The following is a 24480-nucleotide window of genomic DNA, read 5'->3' on the forward strand; positions in this document are numbered from 1 at the left end:
CCGGAAACCTCAGTCGTGCGAGTTCGGAGCCGGCGTGTCGCCGGCCGTGGTGGGCGGTCTGGGTCCGAGCTGGCTGATGTCGTACCCGTGGGGGTAGGACTTGGTCTTGATGCCGTCGGCGAACCGGGGGACCGCCGGCGGTCCCCCGAGCCAACGTTGCGTGTGCGCGCGGGCGCGGAGGGCCAGGTGTAGTCCGACCCGCGCCGGCCAGGGTGGGTTCGCCACCCGGGTTGCGGCGCGCAGGGCTGGGTCGTAGATGGCGCTGACCAGTGCGTTGCCCACCGGGGAGAGAACAGCGGGTAGCCGGTTCAGCATCAGCATCCGGGTGGCCCGCTCGATCGCGGCCGCGTCGTCGTTGGGGCGCAGTTGGGCCCGGTCGTACTCGTCGAACCAGGCCTCGACCGCCTGGTAGGAGTCGGGGATTTCGGTGATTCCCATCCGGCGACCCAACTCGAGGTAGAACCGCCAGGTCGCGCGTCGCTCGTGGCAGCAGGGTCGGCGCCAACCGTAGCGTTCCAGCCAGCGGGTGGGGATCACGACCAGGCAGGCGAGGACGTAGCGGTAGTGGTCGTTGCTGATGCGGTGGGAGCGGTGGATCTGGTTGATCCGGCGGAGAGCGTCCCGCCCGCGGGGCTGTTCGAAACCGTTGAGCATGATCTCGTACATGAGCAGGCCGGTGTCGTCGATCCGCTGCTGGGTGCGTTCGGTGAGTTCACCGGTGGCGGTGTGAACCGCGGCGATCTCCGGGATCGAGAACGAGCGGTTGAAGGCGAGGTTGAGTCCGAGCTTCATGTCCCACGGGAACTCGTACCGCAGCATGGTCTGGTAGATCGTCAGGTGGTCGTCGTCGGGGTCGAGCGAGCGGATCCGGTGCAGGTGAACGAGGCGGTCTCTCACGGGCGTGGGCCTCCAACGGGCTGCGGCCGGGGGTCGGTGGCGGTGAGGTGCTCGGTGGCGTCGAGGGTGGCGGCCACCACCGGGGACTGGTGGTACGCGGTCGCGACGCGGCTGAGCCAGGTGATCTCGCCGGCGTAGCCGTCGGCCGGTCGGGTCGGGGCCGCGGCTGGCTGCGGCTGGGTGGCGGTGACGCCGGCTCGGTGCGCGCGTAGGCCGAAGGCCAACTGGGCGGCCTCGATGGCGGCGAGCCGGTCGTCGCCATCGAGGCCCGCCTGCTCGGCGAGGGCACCGGCGGCCTGGGTTACTCGGGCGTCCAGGAAGGGGCGCAGCGCCAGTCGTGCGTCGCGGATCTCGGCCACGCGACGGGTCAGCGCGTAGTCGAGGTCACGTAGGGCGACGAGCGGCCGGCGGAGTTGTGGGTCCAGCTCAAGCTCGGGCAGCGCCGTGGTGAGGTCGTGCCACAGTGGCCCGAGACGTCGGTAGGCGCGCAGGTCGTCCGAGCACCGGGGGAGGGGGATCAGTGGGCCCCAGGCGGGCATGGTCAGGCCGGTCATCATGAGTAGCGCGCTGATCGTGACCAGGACCGCGGCGATTTCGCGTTCGCCGGTTGGCTGTAGCCCGCTCCAGTGGGCGACCAGGTAGATGATCTTGTTTGTACCGTAGAGCACGGCAACCGCGGCGCCGGCAGCGGTGATGCGCAGGCCACGTCGGAGCCAGGGCCGGCCGCAGATGCGGGCGAACTTCCAACCCAGCCGGGCGATGGCGATGCAGTAGGCGAAGAAGCCCGTCGCCAGGAGTATCAGCAGATATGCCGAGACCGCCGGGTCGGTGGCGTGCTCAACGGTCAACCGAACCGGCTGTTCGTAGCCGAGGGTGTGGGCATACAGGGCGACCATGACGAGGTACGCGCCGGCCGTGATCCAGACCCAGCATCGGGCCCGGGCGGCCGCCTGCGCCGCGGGCAGCGCGAGGTGCAGCAGCATGCGCTCGGCGGAGGCGGCGATGGTCATGGCGCAGCCGTGGGCGAGTACCTTGGCCAGATTTGGTAGCCCCAAGCCGGCCTCAATACCAGCGGCGAGCGATGGGATGGTCAGGGTGGTGCCGACGGCGAAGGCGCCGATCGAGATACAGAGCGCGCGGCGCGCCGGCGCGGGGTATCTACGCAGCAGCGACAGCGTGTAGGCGAAGGTCGCCCAGCCAGCGCCGGCGCAGAGGCCGTAGAGCAGGGTAGCCACCGACTGCTACCGGCCGGGGTGTTCTAGCGATTGCCGTAGCCGGTCGCACAGGTCAGCCTCGGGATCGTCTCGGGGGGGCTCCGGCCCGGCCGGGTCCGAACCGTCGCGGGTCCGGCGTAGCAGGAGCGAGCCGATCATCTCCGCCTCCCGCTCCTCCTCGGCGGCGTAGGTGCTCCGGCCGAGGAAGCGCTGCACGGTCCGGGGGTCGAGGTCCGGCAGGAGCAACTTGGCGGCATCAGGGTCCAGGACGGCGGCGGTCCGGTGTCCGGCGAGCAGGTGACCCAGCTCGTGCCCGATGATCAACATTTGGTGTATCGGCGAGGTGTCCTGCTCATAGAAGACCGCGTCGAAGGTGGCCGTCGGTACCCACATGCCGCACACGGTGTGCACTGGCAGGCTGATCGGGGCCAGGTGGATAGGTCGTCCCCGGCGCTCTCCCAAGAACCGGCACAGACTCGGCATATCGAACGCCGCTGGCAGCGCTGACTCGGAGAGCATCCGTTTGCAGCGCTTCCGTAGTTGGCGCAGTGTCACGTGAGACTTCCCAAGGTGGTCCGCACGCCTCCACAGCAGGGCCAGCACGGCGGTCAGTGGCCATTCTGGTGGCTACCACCGAGGGCCTGCAGGCGGGCGACCATCTGTTCCACCAGCTGAGAGTCAGCCGAGGACAAGCCGGTGTCAGCGAGAACCTGCCGCAGCGCCACCTGCTTGACGCCCATCCGTCGCAGCTCGCTGAGGAGTCGGATCTGTTCCTGAACCCGTTGCGCCGCGTCGTCATCCACAAAATATCCGGAGTGGATGCCGAAGGCGCGAGCCAGGGCGCGAACATGCGAGGTGCGCGGATCTTGCGCCACCCCCCGGCGTAGCTCTCCGATGTAGGCGGCGCTGATCGACACCCCCGTCTCCGCCTGGTGTCCGTTGATCTTGTCGGCTATCTCCTTGTTTGTGTACTTCCGCCCGGACTCCTCGGGCTTTCCAAGCTCCTCCGGTGTGGGACGGATGGTCTCGAATAGATACTCCAGACGGTCGGCGAGGGTGTCGAGGGGCGGCAGTTCCTGCCGGCCCTGGTGCTCCGCAGCCAATGCTTCTCACCCTCCCCGTGACCAATCCAGAGCAGTGTGACACCGCCAAAGCCCGGCACGACAGGTGTCGACACATGACCGTTACCTATGACGCCCACGACCCTCTCGCCACGAGCCAAACCGCCGGTGCGGCCGGCCATGCCGCCGGGAGCCGGAGGCAGCCGTCGGTGGTGTCCTACCTGCCGGTCACGGCTTGCGGCCCACCCCGCAGAACTCGTCAACCTCGGGCCCGGTGGCGGTGTCGGCGTCGGGTCGCCACCGGGTCAGTGAGACGATGCCCGGCTCGATCAGCTCAAGGCCACGGAAGAATCGGTCGATGCCGTCGAGACTACGTACCACCATCGGATCTGAGCCGCCCTCGTTCCAGATCCGGACCGCCTCGTCGGTCGCGGCCCCGTGGATGGCGTTGGTGGTATGTGTCATCGCCAGGTAACTCCCCGACGGAAGCGCCTCAACCAGGCGGTCGACTACTCCGTAGGCCTCGTCGTCATCGGCCAGGAAGATCACAATGCCGAGCATGGTGATGGCGATCGGCTTGGTGAAGTCGAGTGTCTCGGCCGCGGCAGCGAGGATCTTATCTGGGTCCCGCAGGTCGGCGTCGATGTAGTCGGTGGCGCCTTTGGGGTGGCTGGTCAGTAGCGCCCGCGCGTGCACCAGGACCAGCGGGTCGTTGTCGGCGTAGACGATGCGCGACTCGGGTGCGATCGACTGGGCGACCTCGTGGGTGTTGTTCGCTGTCGGCAGGCCGGTGCCGATGTCCAGGAACTGCCGGATGCCGGTCTCCCTGGCCAGATGAGTGACCGCGCGTACCAGGAAGGATCGCTGATTGCGGGCCAGTTCGATGATCTGTGGGTAGGCCGCGATCGTGTGGTCGCCGACCTCGCGATCCACCTCGAAGTTGTCCTTGCCGCCAAGCCAGTAGTTCCAGATCCGGGCCGGGTGCGCGATCGTAGTGTCGATCTTCGAGGAGAGTGACCCGTTCGGTCTGGTGGCCGATGGCATGGTTCCCGAAGGGGTGTTGGTCACTGGCAAACTCTTCTCGACTCGCGACGGGTGACTTCTCCCACACCGTAGCAGGGGCAACGGAACGGACTGTTTTGTCCTTTGTGGTCGGCGAATTCAGGGTGCGCCTCTCGCGCCCGGGTGAGGCCGCACTGCTGCCGGGAAACCGATCGCCGGTTCTGCCTCCGGGCCGCCAGGTTCCGCCGCATGCGGTTGGAGCGGATCACTCCAGAGAACCTCGAGGCGGCTCGTGCGCTCTCGGTGCGGCCCGATCAGGAGCACTTCGTCGAGTCCGTGGCGGAGGCTCGCGGAGGCGTACGTCTGGCCCGATTATGCCCGGCCAAGGTTGATCTATGACGGCGATAAGCTGGTCGGCTTCGCTATGGCCTTCTTGAATATTCCGTGACGGTAGGTGTCCGCAGCCTTTCCTGAGGAGCGGGCGCGCTTCCTGAGGAGGGTGCACCCGTCAGGTCGCTCTCGTGCGGCACCAGGCGGTCGGGTCGTCGGGGACTCATCGGTGTCGGGTGCGTCGGTGTGAGTGCGACCCGGTGTCGCCGAAGCTGGGCTTCGCGCCGGCGGCAGCGCCGCGTCGGGACAAGCGCGATCCCCTGGGGGTGCTAACGAGAACAAGTTTCATGCTATCGGTCTCCGTGGGCTGGATGTTGGCACCCCTGCCACCCGGCGCATCCGGTGGGCCTATACTGACAATCGTTTTCATTAAGAGTTGAGAGGACTGTGATGGCAACGTCTCCACTCGCGCCCACCGACCCCGGCGCTGCGGTGGCCGGCACCCGGCCGTCCCTGACCGTGCTCAGCGGCTTCTGGCCGTCCGCGACGTACGCCGTCGCCCGCGCGCTGCTGGTGGCGGATCCGACCCTGCTGTTGGTCCAGCACGACCTCGCCGACCTGAGCGTCGGTACCGTGCGACGGGTCGTGCGCGACAGCACGGGCGTACTCGAGGACGAGCGGATCACGCTCGCACACGGATGTGTCCCCTGCACGCTGCGGGAAGATGTGCTGCCCGCCCTCGCCCGGTTGGCCCGGGCGCAGCCCAACCAGGATCTGCTGCTGATGCTGCCCGAGGTGGTCGAGCCCGAGGCGGTCGCCGCCGCCTGCGCGCACTGCCCCGTTGACGGCGCTCCGATCACCGACCTGATCCGGATCGATTCCTATGTCACCGTCGTCGATGCCGAACATCTGCTCGACGGGCTCGTCAGCACCGACGACCTGAAGCACCTCGGCATCGCGGCGGCGGACTACGACGACCGGGCGTTGGCCGACGTCATCGTCCGACAGATCGAGTACGCCGACACGCTCGTCCTCTGGGGTCGGTCCCGAGCCGGCGCCTACGGCACCAGCCGCCTGTCGGTGCTGCTCGAGCGGATGGCGCCGTGGGCGACGCAGGTCCCCGTCAACGGTGATCAGCTCGACGCCGCCGCGCTGACCCGCCAGCTGCGCGGCACCCTCCGGCACCGGCCCGAGACCCCCGGCATCCTCACCCGGGGCCTAGAGGGGTACGTCCTCGGGGTGCACGAGCCGCACCCGGACTGCGGCATCGTCTCGGTCGTCTTTCGGGCCCGTCGACCGTTCCACCCGCGGCGTATCCACGACGCTTTTGAGGACCTCAACGACCAGGTCGTACGCTCTCGCGGGCACCTCTGGCTCGCCAGTCAACCCGACACGGTGATCGCCTGGGACTTCGCCGGGGGTGGACTCCGCCTCGGCTCCCTCGGCCACTGGCTGGTCGCTCTTCCCGACTCCTGCTGGGACGACGTGTCCGACCACCGCCGGCTCGCCGCCGCACTCGACTGGGACCCCTACTACGGCGACCGCCACCAACACCTGGTCTTCGTCGGCCTGGGTCTCGACCCCGTCTCGCTGTGCCACACCCTCACCAGTTGCCTGCTCACCGATGACGAACTCGCCGACGGCAGCGACACCTGGCGGCACTACGACGACCCGTTGGCCGGGTGCTTCCCCGTCGCCGACGTCCTTCGGCCGTGACGAGGGGGACCAGATGGCGTAGAATGTCCGGGGCCTCACCGCGAGGCTGCGGGAGCTGAAGGAGGAGGTGGCGTTTTCATGCATGTGACTGCTGAAGACCGCCACGCTTCGTGCGCCTGAGCGACATCAGGTGACGGTCGGTTCACCCGATCGGATCTCACTCCTTCACGCAGAGGGTTCCTCAGTTGTCTTCTCCCCACCGGGGTCCATCGGCGACCCCAGAATCATCCTCGTCTCTCACCGCCTTGGGCTGGTCGCACCGATGGCAGGCGGCGCTTGCCGCACACGGTGCTGGTCGTCCGGGGCGCGTCGTCCGCCATGACGGTGCGGCCGTCCTGATCAGCACCGAGGGCGGCACCCGCCACTTCCCCGTACGGTCCTCGGCACCCGCGCTCGCGGTCGGTGACTGGGTCGTCGTCGATGACGATCGCGTCCTCGACCTGCTGCCACGGGCTTCGCTACTCCGCCGTCGCGACCCCTCCACCGGAGGGAGCCAGCTCATCGCCGCAAACGTGGACGTGGTGGGCATCGTCTGCGGCTTGGACCGGCCGGTAGTCCACGGCCGACTGCAACGTTTCACCTCGCTCGCCTGGGACGCCGGAGCGGTACCCCTGGTGATCCTCGCCAAGGCCGACCTCGTGAGCTCCACCGCAGCCATCGAAGACGGCCTGCTCCAGCAGCATCCCGGTGTCGACATCATCTCTGTCGCGGCGGCGACAGCCACCGGGATATCCGACCTTCTCGGCCGGTGTGCGGAGCGCACGCTGGTGCTCGTCGGCGAGTCCGGGGCCGGAAAATCGACCCTCCTCAACGCCCTTGCCGGCCGGGAACTGGGCGCCACCGGAAAGGTCCGCAGCTCGGACGCGAAGGGCCGGCACACCACCACTGCCCGGCAGCTCTTCCCGCTGGAGGGCGGTTGCTGCCTGATTGACACCCCGGGCATGCGTGAGGTCGGCGTTCATGCCGACGTCGCCACCGTTGACGCGGGATTCGACGACCTTGCGGAGTTGGCGCTCGGCTGTCGATTCGGCGACTGCGGTCATGCCAACGAGCCCGGCTGCGAGGTGCTCGCGGCCGTCGCCGACGGGAGGCTGAGCGAGCAACGACTGCGGGCCTGGAATCAGCTGTGCCGGGAGGCCGCGTGGGCAGAACTCCGCGCGGATCCGGCGGCCCAGCGCCGCGCAGGTCGGAGACTAGCCCGGGTCATCAAAGACGCCCAGCGGGCGAAGCGGCGTTAACCGCGCCCTGGTCGAGCAGTTCTCGGGTTGATCGTGGGGATCCTTGATCATCCCGACACCGAGGCTGTAGGCCCAGGTGCTGGGTCGCGCCGGACGGTCCACCGACGAACCGGTGGACCGTCCGGCTAACCCGTTGCGTCCTGCTCGGCCCGCCCACCGGCGAACATGCGGCAGCCGGTGCGCCCCTGAATCCAACCGGCGGTGGGCTGATGCGCGCCCTCTGGCGGGGTGGCCGGTAGCTGAGGCCGGGTGGCTCAGCTTGGGTGGGGGTTCTGCATCAGTGCGACGACCGCGCCGGCGGGGTCCTTGATCAGCGCGAATCCGCCCGGACCGGTGCCGTTGGGCTGCCGCACCACCTCGCCACCCTTCTCGGTCACCCGCGCCAAGCTCGCGGAAAGGTCGCTGACCGCGATATAGGTGATCCACTGCGGCGGCAGGTCGGCGTTGCCGTTCCTGGCATGGCAGATGCCAGCGACCGGGTTACCGTCCTGTGCGAGCATCATGTAGTCGTCGTAGTCGCCCATACTGAGCGGCTCCGGCTTCCAGCCGGCCACGTCCGCGTAGAAGTCGCGTATGCCGTCCGCGTTCTGGACGGTCAGGTCGAAGCCCGCGATCGTGCCTACCTTGGGTTGACTCACCAGGTGTCCGTTCCTTTCGCGTTCAAGTCCCTACCGTGCTGATTGAAGGACGACGAAGTCTGTAGTCGCATCCTAACGGGGATCCGTCAGGACCTATCGGCCGAGCGGACCAGTTCTTTGCGGGCCCGGTCGCTACCCGCGGCGTTCGATGGCCACGAAGGTGGCGCCGAACGGATCGGCCAGGACGACGTTACGGCCGTACGGCGAATCCTGCGGAGCCGTCACCACCCGACCACCGTGCGACACCGCCTGCTCCGCGGCTCGCTCCGCGTCGGGGACCTGAAAATACGCCAGCCATGCCGCGTGCCCTTCGTGTGGGCGCTGCTCCGCGCCGGCGAAGACTCCCGCAACCGGGCGACCACCGGAGTTGAGCGTTACGTATGGCACGTCCTCGATGGGCTCGGTGTCGTAGCCGAAGACCCGCCGGTAGAACTCGACGGTGGCGGGCAGGTCGGCGCTGGTCACCTCGCTCCAACAGGGCGCTCCGTCCTCGTCAACCACCTGCGACCCGCTCAGCTCACGGCCCTGCCACAGGGCGAATACGCCACCGGTGGTGTCCTGGGCGATCGCCAGCCAGCCGACCATGGCGTCCTGCCGCGGCTTCACCACCTTGCCGCCGGCATCGGTGACCCGTCGCAGCGCCGCCGCGCAGTCCGCCGTCGCGAGGTAGATCGTCCAGTTCGACTGGACGGGCGCCGGCTCGCCCGGATGCGGTTCGGCGATCGCCGCCACCGGCTTTCCGCGAACCTCGCACATCGTGTAGAAGTCGCCCTTGAAGGTCCAGCCCAGCACCGGTCCGTAGAAGTCCATTGCGGTGTCCCGGCTGGGCACCGTCATGTCGAACCAGCACGGCGTGCCGGAGGCGTACGCGCCATCCACGTCACTCATGGGATCTCCCCGTTCCCTGGATTCGGTTCTCCATCGGGCACTCTACGAGAATCGCGCCTGCGCGGGGGACCGCAACACTCGTGGTGCAGTCAGCGGACAACCCCGTTGCCGTCCGGCAAAGGAAAACATCGCTCATGGGCTGTCAGAACCTGCGAGATGTTCCAGGGCAGGCGTGGCTTTCACGCCAGTCGAACTCGATGGTTTCGCCGGCGGGTACACCCTGCTGCGCGCTCGAGTCCGGGCCGTGGGCGTACCGGACGTTCGACTGGTTGAGGGGGGAGCGGGCGGTAGGGGACCTCGACAGTCACCTGGGCAACGTAGCGGACAATCGCATGACCGCGGCAAGCGAGATTGGGCCCGTCCAGCGGTGCTGGGATTCAGAAACCGAGGATGGCCGCGGAGACCGCGGAGAAGAGAGCGGCGGCGAGCAGGACCAGCCCGGTCGGTGCACCGACGACTGCGCTCACCGACAGCTCCCGGGCCCGGGCGACCGGGATCGCGGCGACCGAGACGACCGTGATGAGAGCGGCGACCAGGTGGATCATCGGATAGCCGATCAGTGTGGCGACCGGGAAGAGGTGGACACCGACGACGAAGGCGACCCACATCGAGATCAGGTCCCGTCGGCCGCGGAGCGCGAGCAGGACCGCCCCGAGAGTGGCGGCCCCGAACTCGATGGCGACCACGACCCCGAACGCGCGGCTGGTGGCCTCGTCGAAGGCGGTGTCGTTGTGCCAGAGCCGCCAGGTCAGCAGAGCACCGGCGATCGCGGTGAGGAGGCCGGTCACCGAGCCGGCGGTGAGGAGCCCGCGCCACCTACCCGGAGGCGCCTCCTGCGCCCAGCCGAACCAGCTCGAAGCGAAGAAGCCGAAGATCACGGCAGTTGCTGCAAAGTCCCGCACGTGCTCGGCAAACATGGCGCCTCCTGCCCGATGAGGACAAGCTACGGCAGTTCGCGGCACTCCTCCAGCCTCCGGTGTCGGACCGGGGGCCGGCTAGCTTCTTCTGGCTTCCGCCGCGGCGCCCGGTGCCGGCCGCAGCCCACCGCTCAGCTGTATTTGCGCAGCACGGTTTTGGTGTCGCGGATCCAGTCCGGGAGGTCGGAGCCGAAGTGGGCGAGGACGCTCAGCTGTTCGCGGAGGTTGAGCAGGTCCATGCGGTCGCGCCAGCCCGGTTGGGGAGCGGCGGCTTCCTCGTAGGCGGCGAAGAAGGGCTCGGGCGGGCGGTCGACGCTGTAGATCATGCTGAGGTCGGCCTCGGCCCAGTTCCAGTGCACCGCGGGGTCGATGAGCACGGGAGTGCCCTGGTCGGTGGCGATGAGGTTGTTGCGCCAGAGGTCGCCGTGGGTGAGCACGGCGGGAGCGGGTGGGAGCAGTTCGGGTAGCCGTTCGCAGATGCGTTCCAGCCGGGTCAGGTCGGTCTGGTCCAGGACCTGTTGGACCTTCGGCTCGGTCGCGTAGCGCAGTAGCCGGTGGGTGGCGAAGAACTCATGGCCGTCGCTGGTCTGCTGGTTGTGCTGGGGGAGTAGGCCGAGCCAGCCGTCCTCGGGCCAGCCGAAGGCGCTGCCCTGGACGGAGTGCAGCCGGGCGATCGCACGGCCGGCTTCTTCCCAGTATCGGTCGGTGTCGGTGCGGGGAGCCAGTGCGGCGAGGACGAGGTGGTGCTCGGTCACCTCGTAGACCTCGGGGGTCTGGACGCCACCGAGATCGCGGAGGGCGCGCAGCCCCGCGGCTTCCAGGGCGAACATGCCGGGCGGGATCTGCGAGGACGCCGGGGTCTGCTTGACCACGGCTGGCCGGCCATCGGCGAGCCGGACTCGCTGCACGTGGTGGGCGAGCCCGCCGGCGAGGGGTTCCCAGCCGGTGGCACCGTCCAGTATCGATGCGACCGTCCCGGTACGCGGGTCGGCCGCACTCACCTCGTCTGAACTCACGGTCAACTCCTCCCGCACACCTACCCGCAGAATGCAGCATCCAGCCTGCTCGCTGTCGGTCGGTGGTAGGGCAAGCGGACGGCGTCACAGCGCGTGGGTCGGTACTATCCCAGACGGCCGTGCGGTACGCCGACCAGGCCCCTGACGTCGATACGATCCTCGTCCTCGCCGACTCCGCCAAGTGGGGTGGCTCCGGATACCCGGCCGTGAGCGTCGGTGGGCGTCGGTGCGTCCGCGGATCTCCTTGTTCAGGCGTTCCAGGAGCGGCGTCGGGCTTGTCTTGGCGCCTTCTGGCGGGCTACGGGGCGAGTGATCCGCCCCAGTTGTCGGTGACGAGCTGGCCGGTGGCGTCGTTCACGAAGCGATGTTCGAGGGTGCCGTTGCCGAGCCGGTAGAACACGTGGTGCTGTCCGGGAGCGGACAGGCCGGCCGGGTCACCGGTCACGACTCCACGCGCACCCCAGTTGTCCACGCCGGGGTCGATTCCGGGCCACCAGTACCAGTGCACCAGGTCTCCCGACGCGGTGCGGCCGAAGATGTGCTGCTGGTCGCGGTGCACGAAGGCGTGCGGGCTGCCGACGAAGGCTCCGCCCGGCCAGACATCGCCCCCGAAGGTGCCCGACGGATCGTCGAAGAACCGGTGGGCGAGGTCGCCGTCACTGTTGCGGAAAAACACGTGGTGCTGGTTTCCGCCGTAGGAGAACCCCGTCGGGTCTGAGGCCACACCCGAGGTGACACCCCAGTCGTCGGTACTGGGGCTGATCCCCGGCCACCAGTACCAGTGGATCAGTCCGCCGGAGGCGGTGCGGCCGAAGATGTGCTGCTGGTCGCGGTGCACGAACGCGTACGGGTTCCCGACGAAGGATCCACCGGGCCACACCCCACCCGTGACCTGACCCGTGTCGAGGTCGTAGAACCGATGCTCCAACTGCCCGTCCGGGTTCCGGTAGAAGACATGCTGCTGATTGCCGTACGCGAACCCGGTGGGATTCGAACGGACCCGTCCCTCCGTGTCCCAGCTATCCATTCCCGGGGCGTCCATTCCCGGCGCGAACCACCAGTGTCGCAACGTGTTGTCGCTTCCCCGGGCGAACACGTGCTGCTGGTTGGCGTGCGCGTACCCCACCGCCTTTCCGGTCAACGATCCGCCGCCCCAGTCCGCCTGCACCACCCCCGACTCCGGCGACCAGGACAGGTGCTGCAGAGTCCCGGTCGATCCGACGGCCACATGGTGCTGACCGCCCCCGAACCCGAACGCCCGCCCCGCGACCGGTTCGGTGGGACGACCGCAGTTGTCGCTGGTGAGGTAGCGCTGGTGGTATGAGCCGGGATACGGGGCCAGTGAACCGCCGTTGATGGCGATGGTCTGCCCCACCCCGTTGTGGAGCTGCTCGTAGTGGATGTGCGCGCCGAAGGAGTTGCCGGTGTTGCCGGTCAGCCCGATCTGCTGCCCCTGGGTGACGCCCGTCCCATCTGCCACCGAGAACGCGGAGAGATGAAAGTAGTAGGTCTGCCACCCGCCACCGTGATCGATGACGATGTAGTTGCCGGCGCCACCCGACTGCGAGTGCCGGTAGGCGGTGCCGGCGGCGGAGGCGAGCACGGGGGCGCCGTCGGTGGCGCCACCGTCGGCGCGGATGAAATCCAGTGCCTGGCGGACCTCACTGCTGTGGTGGCTGTAGGTCCACTGCTGACCACATGGAAACGGGGCCTTGAAGACGGGGGCGGCCTGTGCGGGCGACGCGTTCACGGCAAGGCCCGCGGCCACCAGGCATACCGCGAGAATCGCGGCGAGTCCTGCCCGAGGTGCAGTTCTGGTCATGATGCGACGCTCCTGCCGGACTACCGGTGATGCTGGTGTTGCGCTTCGGCGTCGTGATTTTGACGACCTGTCATGACGCCTGTCAATAGTGATGTGAGTATTTCGCTGTTGTGTAACCGGGAGGATTCTGGGTCACCCGATGCCCGCTTGACCACTGTCGTGGCTGCCGTTTTCCATACCATGATGACTATCAATCGTCGCACCCTGCTTGGTCGGGTCGCCCTGGTCGGCACCGCTGTCGCGGCCGGTGGGCTGCTCGCCCCCGACTCGGCCCGGGCCGCCTCCTGGAAGAAACGCCTCACTGGCGCCGACCTGGACACCAACCACCGGTGGCAGGTCGCCGGGACTGACCTCGGCATCCCCTACGTGTTGGAGAACGGTTCCATCGGATACCTCTTCGGAGACACCTTCAACACCCCGTGGCCGGAGGGCCCGCCGCTGTCGAACGACTGGCGCTCGCCGGTGATGCTGCGCTCCAACGCCCACCCGGGTGCTCCCGATGGTGTGATCTTCGACAGCGCGGCTGGAGTCGCCGGCGACGGACGGGCCCCAGAGCTGATGCACAACGGCCACCGGGGAATTGGCATCGACGGCCTCTGGGAGGTGACCGTCATCCCCAACGACGGCATCAGCTTCCCGGAGACCGGCCGGCAGGTGATCTCGTACATGAGCATCGAGTACTGGAAGGAACCCGGGCAACCCGGACCCCACTGGCGATCGCGCTACGCCGGACTGGCCTTCAGCGACAACGGCAACGAGTTCGTCCGTACCCCGCTGAAGTGGTGGAACGACGGCACGAACACCGACCCGTACCAGATGTGGACGATGCAGCGCGACGGCGACTGGGTGTACGTCTTCTCCGTGCGCCCGGGGCGCCAGGACGGCCCGATGATGCTTCGTCGGGTCTTCTGGGACCAGCTCTTCTACCCCGAGTCATACGAGGGGTGGGGTTGGAACGGCAGCGACTGGGGCTGGGGCAGGCCCTGCACGCCGATCCTGACCGGCTCGTTCGGGGAGCCATCGGTCCGGCGGCTCGCCGACGGCACCTGGGTGATGTCGTACCTCAACTGCGTCACCGGTTGCATCGTCACCCGTACGGCTGCCGGTCCGGACCAGGCCTGGACGGCGGAGAAGGTGCAGATCTTCCCGTGGCAGGAGCCCGGGCTCTACGGCGGGTTCATCCACCCGTGGTCCAGCCGGCACGTCAACGGCCTGCACCTACTGGTCTCGACCTGGACCAGGACACCCGACCGCAGGACCACCGCCTACCACGTCAGCCAGTTCGTCGGCACGGTCTGAACCGCACCGGGTTCGTCGGCGAGGGCGGGTGTTGTCGCGGGTGCCGGCCCGGTCACGGATAGCCGGTCACGGATGGCCGGTGTTGTGGCCTGTCCTCCGCACCTGCCCGAATACCACCATCAGGGGTGCCCGAACGAGGAATCGACGCGTCCACCGACCGCTCGGCGTTGCTGGTGGCCGACTGCCAGCAACCGAGGCCGGTGACCGTCTCGAGGAAGGGACCACACCCGATGAGAACCCGGTTCTCCGACCGGACCCGGTCGTTCCTGCGGCTTCCCGCCGCCGCCACCGTGGCCGCGGTGGTGGCGGCGGTCGCTGTCGTCGGATCGGCGGCGCAGGCCCAACCTGTCCAGATTCCGAGCTTTACCGACGGCCACGGTCTGACCGTCGTCGACGCCGAGGCCCACTCCAGCACCGACCTCACTCTCACCGTGACCACCGCGCAGTTGTCCGGCCAACACCAGATCCGCGTGTTCCTTCCCGCCGACTACGCCACCGAACCCGACAAGCGCTGGCCGGTCGCGTACTTCCTGCACGGTGGGGCCGGCGGCCCGCACGACGTGGCGGCCGTCCCGGCCCTGCGTTCAAACTCGATGATCACGGTGGCTCCGAACGGCGGGCTCAAGGGTTGGTACGCCGACTGGGTCATGCAGGACACCGCCCTCGGCGCGGCCAACTGGGAGACCTTCCACACCGAACAGGTCGTGCCCTTCATCGACGCCAACCTGCGTACCCGCACCGACCGGAACCACCGGGCCGTCATCGGTCTGTCGATGGGCGGCTTCGGATCGCTGCACTACGCGCAGGCCCGCCCCGACCTGTTCGGTCACGTCGCCTCGTTGTCCGGCGGGATCGACTTCGGCATGGCGGAGATCCGCGCGGTCGTCCTGGCCACGGAACTAAACCTTCCCGGCCTGCCATGCAGCTCTATTCCGACCGGCCCATGCCCCGACTACGGCCCGTACGTCGACAGCGACGCTATTTTCGGCTCGCCATACCCCATCTTCAACGCCGACCGGATCTGGAACGAGGTCGACCCGGCCGCACCGGCCAACCTCGCCAAGTTGGCTGACACCACCATCGCGCTCTACACCGGCGACCAGGACGCCGTGGACTATTTCACCGCCATCGCCACCGCGACGGTCGGGGACCGCCTCAACGACCTCGGTATCCCCCACCACACCGTCAACTACGAAGACGGCTCCACCTTGGCCCCCACGTGCAACGGCGGTCACAACTATGGCTGCTGGGCCCCGGCGATCGCCGACTACCTTCCGCGGCTCGAGGCGTCGTTCGACTCGGCCAGCTGACACTGGCCAGCCGAAACGTCGGCCATTGCGGCCAGAACGTCGGCCGGTGCGACCAAAACGTCGGCCGTTGCCGTCGTGGCACCCAGCCCCACCCGCAGTGATGCGGTCCGTTCGACTTGCCCGAGCAGAGGAGGTTCCCATGCGCGGCACCGGCTCATCTCCGACGAGACCGGCAACGATGGTGTTGCTGGCGGTGACGACCCTGACCGCCGTCATCGCCCTGAGCAGCCCGGCCCAGGCCCAGAGGCCTGAGAGCTCGGAGCCGGACCCGGTCTCGGCATTCTGTTTCATCCCCCCAGAGCGGGACATCGTGGTCACCCGCAAGGTCTATGAGGTGGGCCAACGCCGAGGTGTGTCGGACAAGGTCATGCTGGCGGGCTTCGAGGCGGGCTGGGTCGAGTCCCGGATGAACAACCTGAACTGCGGGGACCGGGACTCGCTCGGGGTGTTCCAGCAGCGCCCCTCCCAGGGCTGGTGCCAGCCCGCCCAGTGTCTCGACGTCGACTACGCGGCGAACAAGTTCTTCGAGGTGGCCCAGCAGATGGAGCCTGGGATGGAGGGCAGCACCGCCGGTCAACTCGCTCAGGCCGTGCAGCGTTCCGCGTTCCCGTCGCGGTACGACGAGGCGGAGGAGATCGCCCGAGCGCTGCGGGAGGAGGCGTTCCAGCCGTACGGCACGATCGGGGTGAAGTATCACAGCATGGGCGGGCCGGGCGGCCCGCTCGGTTGGCCGATCCGTGCCGAAGAGGACGCCTCGCTGGGTGGGCGGTTCCAGCAGTTCCAAAACGGAATCATCCTGTGGCGACCGGACATCGCCCATGCGATCTACGGCGACATCCTCACCGCCTTCTGGGCCACCGATGCCGAGCGACGCTGGGGCTTCCCCACCATGGACGAGGCGGACGCCGCCCAAGCGCCCGACGGCACTCGCGGACGTTTCCAGTTCTTCGAGCACGGCCTGTTTCTCTGGTCACCAGAGACCGGAACCCACACCGTTCACGGCGCCATCTACGACGCCTTCCACGACGCCGGTAGCGAAGCCGTTTTGGGCTACCCCCGCACCGATGAGCTCGACGAAGGTGACGGTAAGTACCAGCGCTTCCAAGAAGCCACCATCCACTGGCACCCCGACCAGGGCACCTGGATCACCCCTACCTGAGCAGGCATCACCAGCTCACAGTCCTCCAATCCAGAGGTAAGTCACCTACCGCAGGGAGCAACCATGACCCCGCAATCGCAGCCGACCCCGCTGAGCCGCCGCCGCCTCCTCACCGGCACGGCAGCCGCAGCCGCCGTCGGGGCGTTCGGCGGCCCCGCCCTCATACCGAATCCGGCGCACGCCGTCGGTGACGGGTTCGGCCTCCGCATCGTCAGCCCGCCCAACAACCACACCGGACGGCTGCAGTACTTCCGCTTCGCCACCAACGAGATCGAATGGGACCCTGCCGTCAATGTCCTGCTGCCCGACGGCTACCACACCAGTGGCAAACGCTACCCCGTGCTGTACCTGCTGCACGGTGGCCAGCAGGACTTCCGTCACTTCCACATGCACGAGAACATCATGAATCTGACCGCCGGCCGGGAGATCATTGTGGTCATGCCCGACGGTGGCGCCGCTGGCTGGTACTGCAACCCGGTCAGCACCTTCGTGGGCCCGCGAAACTGGGAAAACTTTCATATTCACCAGCTGGTGCCGTGGATCGATGCGAACTTCCGCACCTTCGCCGAGTACGACGGACGCGCGGTGGCCGGCTTCTCGATGGGCGGCTTCGGCGCGCTGAAGTACGCCGCCAAGTATTTCGGACACTTCTGCTCGGTGAGTTCCCACTCCGGGCCCGCCAGCCTGCGTCGCGACGGTCACCTCGTCGCGCACTGGGCCAACCTCAGTTCCGCCGCGGTGGAACTGGGTGGCGGCACCATCTATGGCGCGCCGTTCTTCGACCAGGCTCGGGTCACCGCGGACAACCCCATGGAACGCGTTCCGAGCTTCCACCACAAACGTGTCTTTCTGGTTGCCGGCACCTCACCAGAGCCGGTCGACTGGTGGGATGTCATCAACGAGACCCAGGTGCTCGCTGGACAACGCGAGTTCCGCGCCGCTCTCAGTCAGGCCGGTATTCCCCACGAGGGACTCGAAGAGCGAGGCGGACACATCTTCCGGCACGAGTTTTTCAGGCGTGATCTTGACGGCATGTTGGGCCGTCTCCGCCGAGCCGGCTGACCCGGACGAGAACCCCCGCGTCCACCACGTCGAACCAGCGAACGAGCTAACCGCTACGAACGGGTGGACGGCCGCCGGCCGTCCACCGGGAGGTAGGAGATGGGTAAGCACCGCAGATCCGTCCTGGTCGGTGTCGTCGCCCTGGCCATGGTCGCGACCGCGACCCCGACCGCGGCCCAAGCCCAAGCCCAAGCTCAGGCCGCCGAGCCGGCCGGTACGGTCCGCAACGCCGGTGGGGCCACGGCCATACCGGGAAGCTACCTCGTGGTCTTCAAGGACAGCGAGGTCAGCCGGTCAGCCGTCGGGTCGTCGCTGACCCGACTACGCAGCCGGCACGGTGGCACGGTGGCGCGTACGTACACCACGGCCGTGCGGGGTGGTGAGCTGCGGCTCAGCTCCGCGGCGGCGGCCCGGGTCGCCGCCGACCCGGCGGTGGCGTACGTCGAACAGAACCACACCGTGTCGATCGCGGGCATCCAACCGGACCCACCGTCCTGGGGTCTGGACCGCATCGACCAGCGGTACCGGCCGCAGGACGGCTCGTACACGTACCCGAACACGGCTGGTGATGTGACGGCGTACATCCTCGACACTGGTGTCCGTACGACGCACACCGACTTCGGTGGGCGGGCAACCTGGGGCACCAACACGGTGGACGACAACGACACCGACTGCAACGGTCACGGCACGCATGTCGCCGGCACGGTCGGCGGCACCGTGCACGGCGTGGCAAAGGCGACCAAACTGGTCGCGGTCAAGGCGCTCGACTGTGCCGGCTATGGCACGGTCGCGAGCGTGGTCGCCGGCGTCGACTGGATCACCGCGAACGCGGTCCAGCCGGCCGTGGCGAACATGAGTCTCACCTTCCCGCTGTCGAGCAGCGCCATCGAGGGCGCGGTCACCAACTCGATCGACTCCGGCGTGACGTACACGGTGTCGGCGGGCAACTACGGCATCGACGCCTGCCTCGTCTCCCCGGCCCGGACCCCGGCAGCGATCACCGTCGGCTGGACCAACAGCACCGACACCCGTTACATCCTCTCGAACCACGGCAGCTGTCTGGACATCTTCGCGCCGGGCTCGTCGATCACCTCGGCCTGGGCCAGCAGCGACACCTCGACCGCCACGACCAGCGGTACGTCGATGGCCGCGCCACACGTGGCCGGCGCCGCCGCGCTGCTGCTCGCCGAGAATCCCGCGTACACCCCGCAGCAGGTCCGGGACACCCTGGTGGCGAACGCGACCAGCGGCGTCGTCGGCAACCCGGGCAGCGGATCGCCGAACCGGCTGCTCTTTGTCGACGACGGCACCCCGTCCCCGCCTCCACCGTCGGGCTGTACCGGCACCAACGACACCGACGTCGCGATTCCAGACCTGGGGATGGTCAGCAGCTCGATCGCCCTCTCGGACTGTGGCCGGGCCGCCTCGGCCACCTCGACCGTCGCGGTGAACATCCGGCACACCTTCCGCGGCGACGTGGAGATCGACCTGGTCGCTCCGGATGGCTCCGCCTACCGGCTGAAGAACTGGGACTTCTTCGACCGGGTTGACCACATCAACGAGACCTACGCGGTCGACCTGTCCGACGAGGCCGGGGACGGCACCTGGCTACTGCGGGTACGTGACGCCTGGATCAACGACATCGGCTACATCAACACCTGGACGTTGAACCTCTGAGCCCGATCCCACAGCCGAGGCCCCTTCCGCGCCACCCGGAAGGGGCCTCGCGGGGAGGCGGTGTTCGGAGGCCTGGGCTCCGCGCCCTACGTGTTCGTGGAACTGCTCCTGCGAACCAGCAGGTACCCGTATGCGGGCTCTGCCTCTTCGGGCGGGGCGATGCCCTGGAACACCAGGGTGAATCCGGCGGTGGTGAAGCGCTCCTCCATCTCCCGGGCCGAGAGCCAGTACCGATCGAAGTCGACCCCGAGGCGCTCGACGGGGCTACCGGGAGCGTTACGATGCCCGGTCCCGTCGCCGCACTTGAACGCCGCCACCAGGTAGCCGCCCGACCGTACGACCCGGGCGAGCTCGGCGAAGGCCTTCGCCCGGGAGTCCGGTGCCAGGAAGATCAACGAATACCAGCACACCGCCCCGGCCAGCGACGCGTCGGCGAACGGTAGTTCCCGTAGATCGGCGACCTCGTACCTGAAACCCGGATGCTCCCGCCGCGCCACCGCCACCATTCCCGGCGACAGGTCCACCCCAGACGGCGACAGGCCCCGACCCGCGAGGTACGGAAGAAGTCGTCCGGTACCGCAACCGACGTCCGCGACCTCCGTACCCAGGGACAAGGTCAGCTCGGCGAACAGGTCGAGCATCGCCCGCTCGACCGGCATGCTCTCCAGGACCCCGACCAGGTTCTTCGCATACCACTCCGACAACACGTCATGTGCGTCCCGTAGCTCCTCGGTACCGGTGTCCATCCCGCTGGCCCTCCCCGCCATCGACCGTCAAGGCACCGAACCTACTCCAGGACCCCACCCCGCGAAGGCCACCAGCGCGCCGGTTCGCGGCTGTCGCTCGGCACCGCGCACGGTGCTGAGCATGCCCGCGGCCGTACCGGCGCACCAGCGGCCGCCCTTGCCCGGTCAGCCACCTTGACTTGAAGGCTTCTTTAACTTCTAGGTTCGGTGGTGGTGATCGACGGAGTCCTACATCGATGACAAATCCCTGTTACATCAATGGAAGGTGGGTCATGACGGCTCAGGAGTCGCAGCGGGCGGGGCGGCGAGAGTGGTGGGGTCTGGCTGCCCTGGCTCTGCCGACGCTGTTGGTGGCGATGGACCTCACGGTGCTGCACCTGGCGGTGCCGGCGCTCAGTGAAGCGCTCAAGCCGAGCAGTTCGGAGCTGCTCTGGATCACTGACGTCTACGGTTTCCTCATCGCCGGATTCCTGATCACGATGGGGTCGCTTGGCGACCGAATCGGCCGACGTCGACTTTTGTTGATCGGCGCGTTCGGGTTCGGCATCGCGTCGTTGCTGGCGTCGTTCTCCACCACCCCGGAGATGCTGATCCTCACCCGGGCGCTACTCGGTGTCGCCGGGGCCACGCTGATGCCCTCAACCCTGTCGTTGATCCGCAGCATGTTTCAGAACCCGGCGCAGCGCGGAGTGGCGGTCGGTGTCTGGATGACCAGCTTTGTCACCGGGACCGCGATCGGGCCGCTGGTCGGTGGGATTCTCCTTGAGTCCTACTGGTGGGGGTCGGTGTTCCTGCTCGGCGTGCCGGTGATGGTGCTACTGCTGGTCATCGGTCCGATGCTGCTTCCGGAGGTGGCGGATCCCGGAGCCGGCCGCCCGGATCTGCTCAGCGCCCTTGTCTCGCTGGTCACCATGCTGGCCGTGGTGTTCGGGTTCAAGCAGTTCGCCGAGGGGTCCAGCGGTCTACTGCCGTGGGCGTGCATGGCCCTGGGGGCCGGTCTCGGCTGGATCTTCGTTCGCCGGCAGCGGACTCTGCGGGATCCTTTGCTCGACCTGGCTCTGTTCACCCGCCGTACGTTCGGGGTGGCCGTCGCCGTGCAGACCCTGGCAGTATTCGCGATGGCGGGCGTGCAGTTCTTCGCGGGCCAGTACCTCCAACTCGTCCTCGGTATGTCCCCGCTACGAGCCGGACTCTGGTCCCTGCCGTGGACGCTGGTGGGCGTCACCGGGGCGATGCTGGCGCCGCTCGCCGTCCGCCGCCTGCCGCGTGCGGCAGTGCTGGCGGCTGGCCTGGCGCTCGGTGCGGTGGGGTTCGGCACTCTGGCCGGAATCGGCTCGACCGTAGGGTTCACCTTGCTGGTGGTCGGCATGGTAACCGCATCCCTCGGCATCTCCGGTGCGATGACCCTGAGCACGGACCTGGTCGTCGGGGCGGCTCCCGAGGAACGCGCCGGGTCGGCGTCGGCCATCTCCGAGACCGGAAGCGAACTCGGCCTCGCCCTGGGCATCGCGGTGCTGGGGAGCATCGGCGGTGTCATCTACCGCCAGGACCTGACCGGGTCGGCGCCCGTGACGACCCCGCCCGAGTCGATGGAGGTCGCGACGGAGACGCTGGGTGGGGCGGTCAGTGTGGCGGCCGAGTTGCCCGGCGGGCTCGGCGATGCCCTGCTCGCCGCTGCTCGGGAGGCGTTCACCACCGGGATGGCGGTGACATCGGTGATCAGTAGCGCGGTGTTGATCTCCCTGGCGATCGCCGTCGGCATCCTGCTACGTCGGCCGCATCGAGACGGGGGCGAAAAGCAGGAGGCGGCCCAACGCTCCGGTAGCGGACAAAAGCCTACGTCAGAGGCGGCAACCACACCTCCGACCACATGACTCCAAACAGGACCTGCTCGGCGCCATCCGGGCGGCGGCGCGTGGCGAGACAGTGCTGTCACCGACGGTCGCGACCCGGCTGCTCACTCGGATGCGGTACGCCAAAGTCAAGACCAACTGCTGCGGGCGTTCGCGAAGCTCGGCGTTTCCGACCGTACGGCGGCCGTGGTGAAGGCGATGTCGCTGGGGCTCATCCCACCCGACGCCGGAACCTGGCACTGCTGGCGTGCGCAGCTTCCGTCACGATGGCACCCATGCGGGACAGGCCAGAAAACCTTGCTGAGGAAGAACTACGCGCGGCGTTGCGTGCAGGATGGTGCATCCGCGTCGAATCGTTGACTCACCTTCCGGTCGGCTTCGGCAGTCACCATTGGTCAGCGACCGATCAGCGCGGCTCGAAGTGGTTCGTCAAGGTCGACGATCTCGGCTTTGTGGCGGACGGGCAGGATGAGGAGTTCGGCCGGCTCAGCCGCTCCCAGGAGACCGCCCTGACCCTGCACCGCGACGCGGGACTCGGATTCGTGCTTGCGCCCGTTCCGGCCGGGAACGGGGCACCGTTGTGGAGACTGTCGTCCCGGTACGCCCTGTCGGTGTTTCCGACCATTGCCGGCGTCGCCGGGCAGTTCGGCCCCCATCGGCGCGAGGAGGTCGCCGAGGTGACCGGGCTTATCGCCGAGGTGCACCGGGCCACTCCCGCGGTCGCTCATCTGGCGCCCCGCGCCGACTTGCTGCTGCCCGGCAGGGACGGGCTGAACGCGGCCCTCGCTGACCTGGGTCGGCCCTGGACCGGTGGCCCGCACGCCGCGGCTGCCCGGGATTTGTTGCTCCTGCACGAGGAGCGGGTACGGCAGTGGCTGGAGAGGTTCGACCAGCTCGTTGCCGAGGTACGCGGTGCCGGGTCCGACTGGGTGGTCACCCACGGTGAGCCGCATCCCGGCAACATCCTGCGTTCACCCACCGGAGCCTGGCTGATCGACTGGGCCACAGTGCAGCTGGCGCCCCCGGAGCGGGACGTGTGGATGCTTACCGATGCGTTCGCCGGATTGCTCCGGGAGGAGCCCGCGGGCGTGGACGCGCAGGTGCGCTCCCGGTACCGCCGAATCAGCGGTCGCACCGTGTCGCCGTCCGGGATCGCTCTCTACCGGCTCTGGTGGCCTCTCGCCGACGTTGCCGCCTTCCTCGACGACCTCCGCCGTCCGCACGGTGATGGTGCCGACGCCGCCGCGGCGCTGAGATACCTCGCCGGCAACCTGGAGGCCGCGTCGGCCTGAGCCCGCCGCTGCGGCACTGAGCGAACCAGGCCATCGCTGGCTGGTCCTCCCGGCTGGTTCGCCTGCGCAGCGCCGAGATGTACTCGGCGCAGGTGAAGAAGGAGCACTGCTGGCTGCCCAGGCTGAGCGGGTACCCACCGGTCGACATTCCTCGGCCGCTCGGCCGCGGAGAGCCCGGTTCGTGCTTCCCGCGCCCTTGGTCGGTGTACGAGTGGCTGCCTGGTCATCACGCGACCGTTGATCGGGTAGCGGACCTGTGGGCTGGCGGTGGACCTTGGCCGCTTCCTGGCTGCCCGCTACGCGGTCGATGGAACGGGCGGGCCGGTGGCGGGTCGGCACAGCTTCTACCGCGGCGCCAGCCCCTCCCATTGGGACGAGTCGGCGCGGACAGCGATCGACGCTCTCGTTGACGTCATCGATGCGCCCGGCGCGACGGAGGTGTGGAAGACCGCTCAGGAGAGCAGTTGGACCGGTTCACCGGTCTGGCATCACGGCGACATGAGTGCCGTCAACCTGCTGGTGTAGGGCGGCCGGTTGAGTGCGGTGATCGACTTCGGCGGCTGTGGAGTCGGGGACCCGGCGTGCGACCTGGTGATCGCCTGGTCGTTCTTCCACGGCGACAGCCGTGCGGCCTTCCGGCGGGAAGTGAGCTGCTTTGGGTTGGCTAATCATTTAGGTTCGTGGCGATCTTGGCAACCGTCGGGCCCCATGGCCCGGCACGCTTCTCGCTGATCAGTTCCGACAGTGCGCTGGCTGACCAGAATGAACGACGCATAGTGGTGAACTGGCGGTCCACGTCTTGAGCGGGTAAGTCAGGAACCAGGCCAGCGCCCCAGCCCAGCGCGCCGACCAGTGCACAGAGGCTCCCAGTTCTTTGATCGACATTTCCGGTGCCAAGTGCTGCGAGTCTGAGGCTTTGCCGAGCCTCGGTCAAGGAGGATTCACCCAGGGTGGTCACTTGATATCGGCCACCCGGAAGTAGGGAAAACCTCTTTCGGCTCGCTTGAATCAGTTGTTCATCTCGTGTCAGCTTAGCGATCACGCGGGTTTGGATATCCTTGGTCAAGCGAACAACCCAATGCCGCGGGGCGCGAGGTTTCCGGTCTTGCTCGACCTCGCGAAGTGCCGCATCGTTCAGAGGGTTACTGGTTGGCTCCGCACTCCTGACCACGACGTTGCCCTGGACGTGGTCGAGTTTTTCGGCGACGGACAGGTCTGCCAGCAGCCCGGCTGCCAAGCCAAGATCAAGATACTCTGGTGGGCCACGAAATGCGCCGTCTTCGCACAAGGCAAGTAATGCCAGTTCCTCAGTTAGCGAAAGTGCGGTCACCCAGCAATAATAC

Annotated in this window: 22 protein-coding genes and 3 pseudogenes; 12 read left to right on the forward strand and 13 right to left on the reverse strand. The window is 68.0% G+C overall.

Annotated features, from left to right (window positions below):
* Positions 1 to 9: 9 nt before the first annotated feature.
* The 5 genes from B118_RS0106515 to B118_RS0106535 all read right to left on the reverse strand — a co-directional run bounded on the left by B118_RS0106515 (position 10) and on the right by B118_RS0106535 (position 4240).
* Positions 10 to 897 carry an oxygenase MpaB family protein gene (locus B118_RS0106515; RefSeq protein ID WP_018810298.1) on the reverse strand — a complete coding sequence of 296 codons (888 nt, stop codon included), beginning with the start codon at positions 895 to 897 and terminating at the stop codon, positions 10 to 12.
* Positions 894 to 2132 carry an MAB_1171c family putative transporter gene (locus tag B118_RS0106520; protein ID WP_018810297.1) on the reverse strand — a complete coding sequence of 413 codons (1239 nt, stop codon included), beginning with the start codon at positions 2130 to 2132 and terminating at the stop codon, positions 894 to 896. Before B118_RS0106520 ends, B118_RS0106515 begins: the two co-directional genes overlap by 4 nt.
* A gap of 6 nt (positions 2133 to 2138) precedes the next feature.
* Positions 2139 to 2504 carry a M48 family metalloprotease gene (locus B118_RS0106525; protein ID WP_018810296.1) on the reverse strand — a complete coding sequence of 122 codons (366 nt, stop codon included), beginning with the start codon at positions 2502 to 2504 and terminating at the stop codon, positions 2139 to 2141.
* A gap of 215 nt (positions 2505 to 2719) precedes the next feature.
* Positions 2720 to 3214 carry a hypothetical protein gene (locus tag B118_RS0106530; RefSeq protein WP_018810295.1) on the reverse strand — a complete coding sequence of 165 codons (495 nt, stop codon included), beginning with the start codon at positions 3212 to 3214 and terminating at the stop codon, positions 2720 to 2722.
* Positions 3215 to 3400: 186 nt separating this feature from the next.
* A complete protein-coding gene (locus B118_RS0106535) occupies positions 3401 to 4240 on the reverse strand; it encodes an SAM-dependent methyltransferase (RefSeq protein ID WP_026270469.1) in 840 nt (279 codons plus the stop codon).
* Between the two features lie 183 nt (positions 4241 to 4423).
* On the opposite strand from B118_RS0106535, the pseudogene B118_RS33590 reads away from it, so the two are divergent.
* Positions 4424 to 4619: pseudogene (locus B118_RS33590) on the forward strand (GNAT family N-acetyltransferase); the annotation flags it as partial.
* A gap of 111 nt (positions 4620 to 4730) precedes the next feature.
* On the opposite strand, the pseudogene B118_RS33595 reads toward B118_RS33590, so the two are convergent.
* Positions 4731 to 4814 (reverse strand): annotated as a pseudogene (locus B118_RS33595) (50S ribosomal protein L28); the annotation flags it as partial.
* Positions 4815 to 4954: 140 nt separating this feature from the next.
* On the opposite strand from B118_RS33595, the gene B118_RS0106540 reads away from it, so the two are divergent.
* Positions 4955 to 6220: a CobW family GTP-binding protein gene (locus tag B118_RS0106540; protein WP_026270468.1), complete on the forward strand. Its 1266-nt coding sequence runs from the start codon at positions 4955 to 4957 to the stop codon at positions 6218 to 6220.
* Positions 6221 to 6465: 245 nt separating this feature from the next.
* Positions 6466 to 7458 carry a ribosome small subunit-dependent GTPase A gene (gene rsgA, locus B118_RS0106545; RefSeq protein WP_018810292.1) on the forward strand — a complete coding sequence of 331 codons (993 nt, stop codon included), beginning with the start codon at positions 6466 to 6468 and terminating at the stop codon, positions 7456 to 7458.
* A gap of 254 nt (positions 7459 to 7712) precedes the next feature.
* On the opposite strand, the gene B118_RS0106550 is transcribed toward rsgA, so the two are convergent.
* From B118_RS0106550 to B118_RS0106570, 5 genes are all read right to left on the reverse strand, one after another.
* Positions 7713 to 8096 (reverse strand): VOC family protein, encoded by a 384-nt coding sequence (locus B118_RS0106550; RefSeq protein ID WP_018222335.1) that lies wholly within the window; start codon positions 8094 to 8096, stop codon positions 7713 to 7715.
* 132 nt (positions 8097 to 8228) lie between these two features.
* The gene (locus B118_RS0106555) at positions 8229 to 8984 is read right to left on the reverse strand and encodes a VOC family protein (RefSeq protein ID WP_018810291.1); all 756 of its coding nucleotides are present in this window, start codon (positions 8982 to 8984) and stop codon (positions 8229 to 8231) included.
* 377 nt (positions 8985 to 9361) lie between these two features.
* Positions 9362 to 9901, reverse strand: coding sequence for a hypothetical protein (locus tag B118_RS0106560; protein WP_028192537.1), 540 nt, complete (start codon positions 9899 to 9901; stop codon positions 9362 to 9364).
* 131 nt (positions 9902 to 10032) lie between these two features.
* Positions 10033 to 10917, reverse strand: a complete 885-nt coding sequence (locus B118_RS0106565) for a fructosamine kinase family protein (protein ID WP_026270467.1) — start codon at positions 10915 to 10917, stop codon at positions 10033 to 10035.
* A 298-nt stretch (positions 10918 to 11215) separates the two neighbouring features.
* Positions 11216 to 12739 (reverse strand): peptidoglycan DD-metalloendopeptidase family protein, encoded by a 1524-nt coding sequence (locus tag B118_RS0106570; protein WP_026270466.1) that lies wholly within the window; start codon positions 12737 to 12739, stop codon positions 11216 to 11218.
* Between the two features lie 183 nt (positions 12740 to 12922).
* Here B118_RS0106570 and B118_RS0106575 point away from each other — a divergent pair, with 183 nt between their 5' ends.
* From B118_RS0106575 to B118_RS0106595, 5 genes are all read left to right on the forward strand, one after another.
* The gene (locus tag B118_RS0106575) at positions 12923 to 14038 is read left to right on the forward strand and encodes a DUF4185 domain-containing protein (RefSeq protein WP_026185649.1); all 1116 of its coding nucleotides are present in this window, start codon (positions 12923 to 12925) and stop codon (positions 14036 to 14038) included.
* A 230-nt stretch (positions 14039 to 14268) separates the two neighbouring features.
* Positions 14269 to 15348: an alpha/beta hydrolase gene (locus B118_RS0106580; protein ID WP_028192538.1), complete on the forward strand. Its 1080-nt coding sequence runs from the start codon at positions 14269 to 14271 to the stop codon at positions 15346 to 15348.
* Between the two features lie 139 nt (positions 15349 to 15487).
* Entirely contained in the window at positions 15488 to 16507 is a 1020-nt protein-coding gene (locus tag B118_RS0106585; protein ID WP_028192539.1) for an LGFP repeat-containing protein, read from the forward strand.
* Between the two features lie 63 nt (positions 16508 to 16570).
* Positions 16571 to 17569, forward strand: coding sequence for an alpha/beta hydrolase (locus tag B118_RS0106590; RefSeq protein WP_018812569.1), 999 nt, complete (start codon positions 16571 to 16573; stop codon positions 17567 to 17569).
* Positions 17570 to 17668: 99 nt separating this feature from the next.
* Positions 17669 to 19246, forward strand: a complete 1578-nt coding sequence (locus B118_RS0106595; protein ID WP_018812568.1) for a S8 family serine peptidase — start codon at positions 17669 to 17671, stop codon at positions 19244 to 19246.
* An 86-nt stretch (positions 19247 to 19332) separates the two neighbouring features.
* Here the strand turns inward: B118_RS0106595 and B118_RS0106600 are convergent, their stop codons facing one another.
* A complete protein-coding gene (locus tag B118_RS0106600; protein ID WP_018222344.1) occupies positions 19333 to 19992 on the reverse strand; it encodes a class I SAM-dependent methyltransferase in 660 nt (219 codons plus the stop codon).
* A 272-nt stretch (positions 19993 to 20264) separates the two neighbouring features.
* On the opposite strand from B118_RS0106600, the gene B118_RS0106605 reads away from it, so the two are divergent.
* The 4 genes and pseudogenes from B118_RS0106605 to B118_RS33610 all read left to right on the forward strand — a co-directional run.
* On the forward strand, positions 20265 to 21866 hold the full coding sequence (locus tag B118_RS0106605) for an MFS transporter (RefSeq protein WP_018812567.1): 1602 nt from the start codon (positions 20265 to 20267) through the stop codon (positions 21864 to 21866).
* A 335-nt stretch (positions 21867 to 22201) separates the two neighbouring features.
* Positions 22202 to 23137, forward strand: a complete 936-nt coding sequence (locus tag B118_RS0106610) for a phosphotransferase (RefSeq protein WP_018812566.1) — start codon at positions 22202 to 22204, stop codon at positions 23135 to 23137.
* 77 nt (positions 23138 to 23214) lie between these two features.
* Positions 23215 to 23547, forward strand: coding sequence for a phosphotransferase (locus tag B118_RS33850; RefSeq protein WP_420329449.1), 333 nt, complete (start codon positions 23215 to 23217; stop codon positions 23545 to 23547).
* Positions 23459 to 23869, forward strand: a pseudogene (locus B118_RS33610) (phosphotransferase); the annotation flags it as partial. The gene B118_RS33850 and the pseudogene B118_RS33610, both read left to right, overlap by 89 nt.
* Here B118_RS33610 and B118_RS29950 read toward each other — a convergent pair.
* The gene (locus tag B118_RS29950) at positions 23802 to 24467 is read right to left on the reverse strand and encodes a GOLPH3/VPS74 family protein (protein ID WP_162173346.1); all 666 of its coding nucleotides are present in this window, start codon (positions 24465 to 24467) and stop codon (positions 23802 to 23804) included. The pseudogene B118_RS33610 and the gene B118_RS29950 overlap by 68 nt on opposite strands.
* Between the last annotated feature and the right edge of the window lie 13 nt (positions 24468 to 24480).

This window comes from Salinispora pacifica CNR114 (genome assembly GCF_000514775.1).
In the GTDB taxonomy this organism is placed as follows: Bacteria; Actinomycetota; Actinomycetes; order Mycobacteriales; family Micromonosporaceae; genus Micromonospora; species Micromonospora pacifica.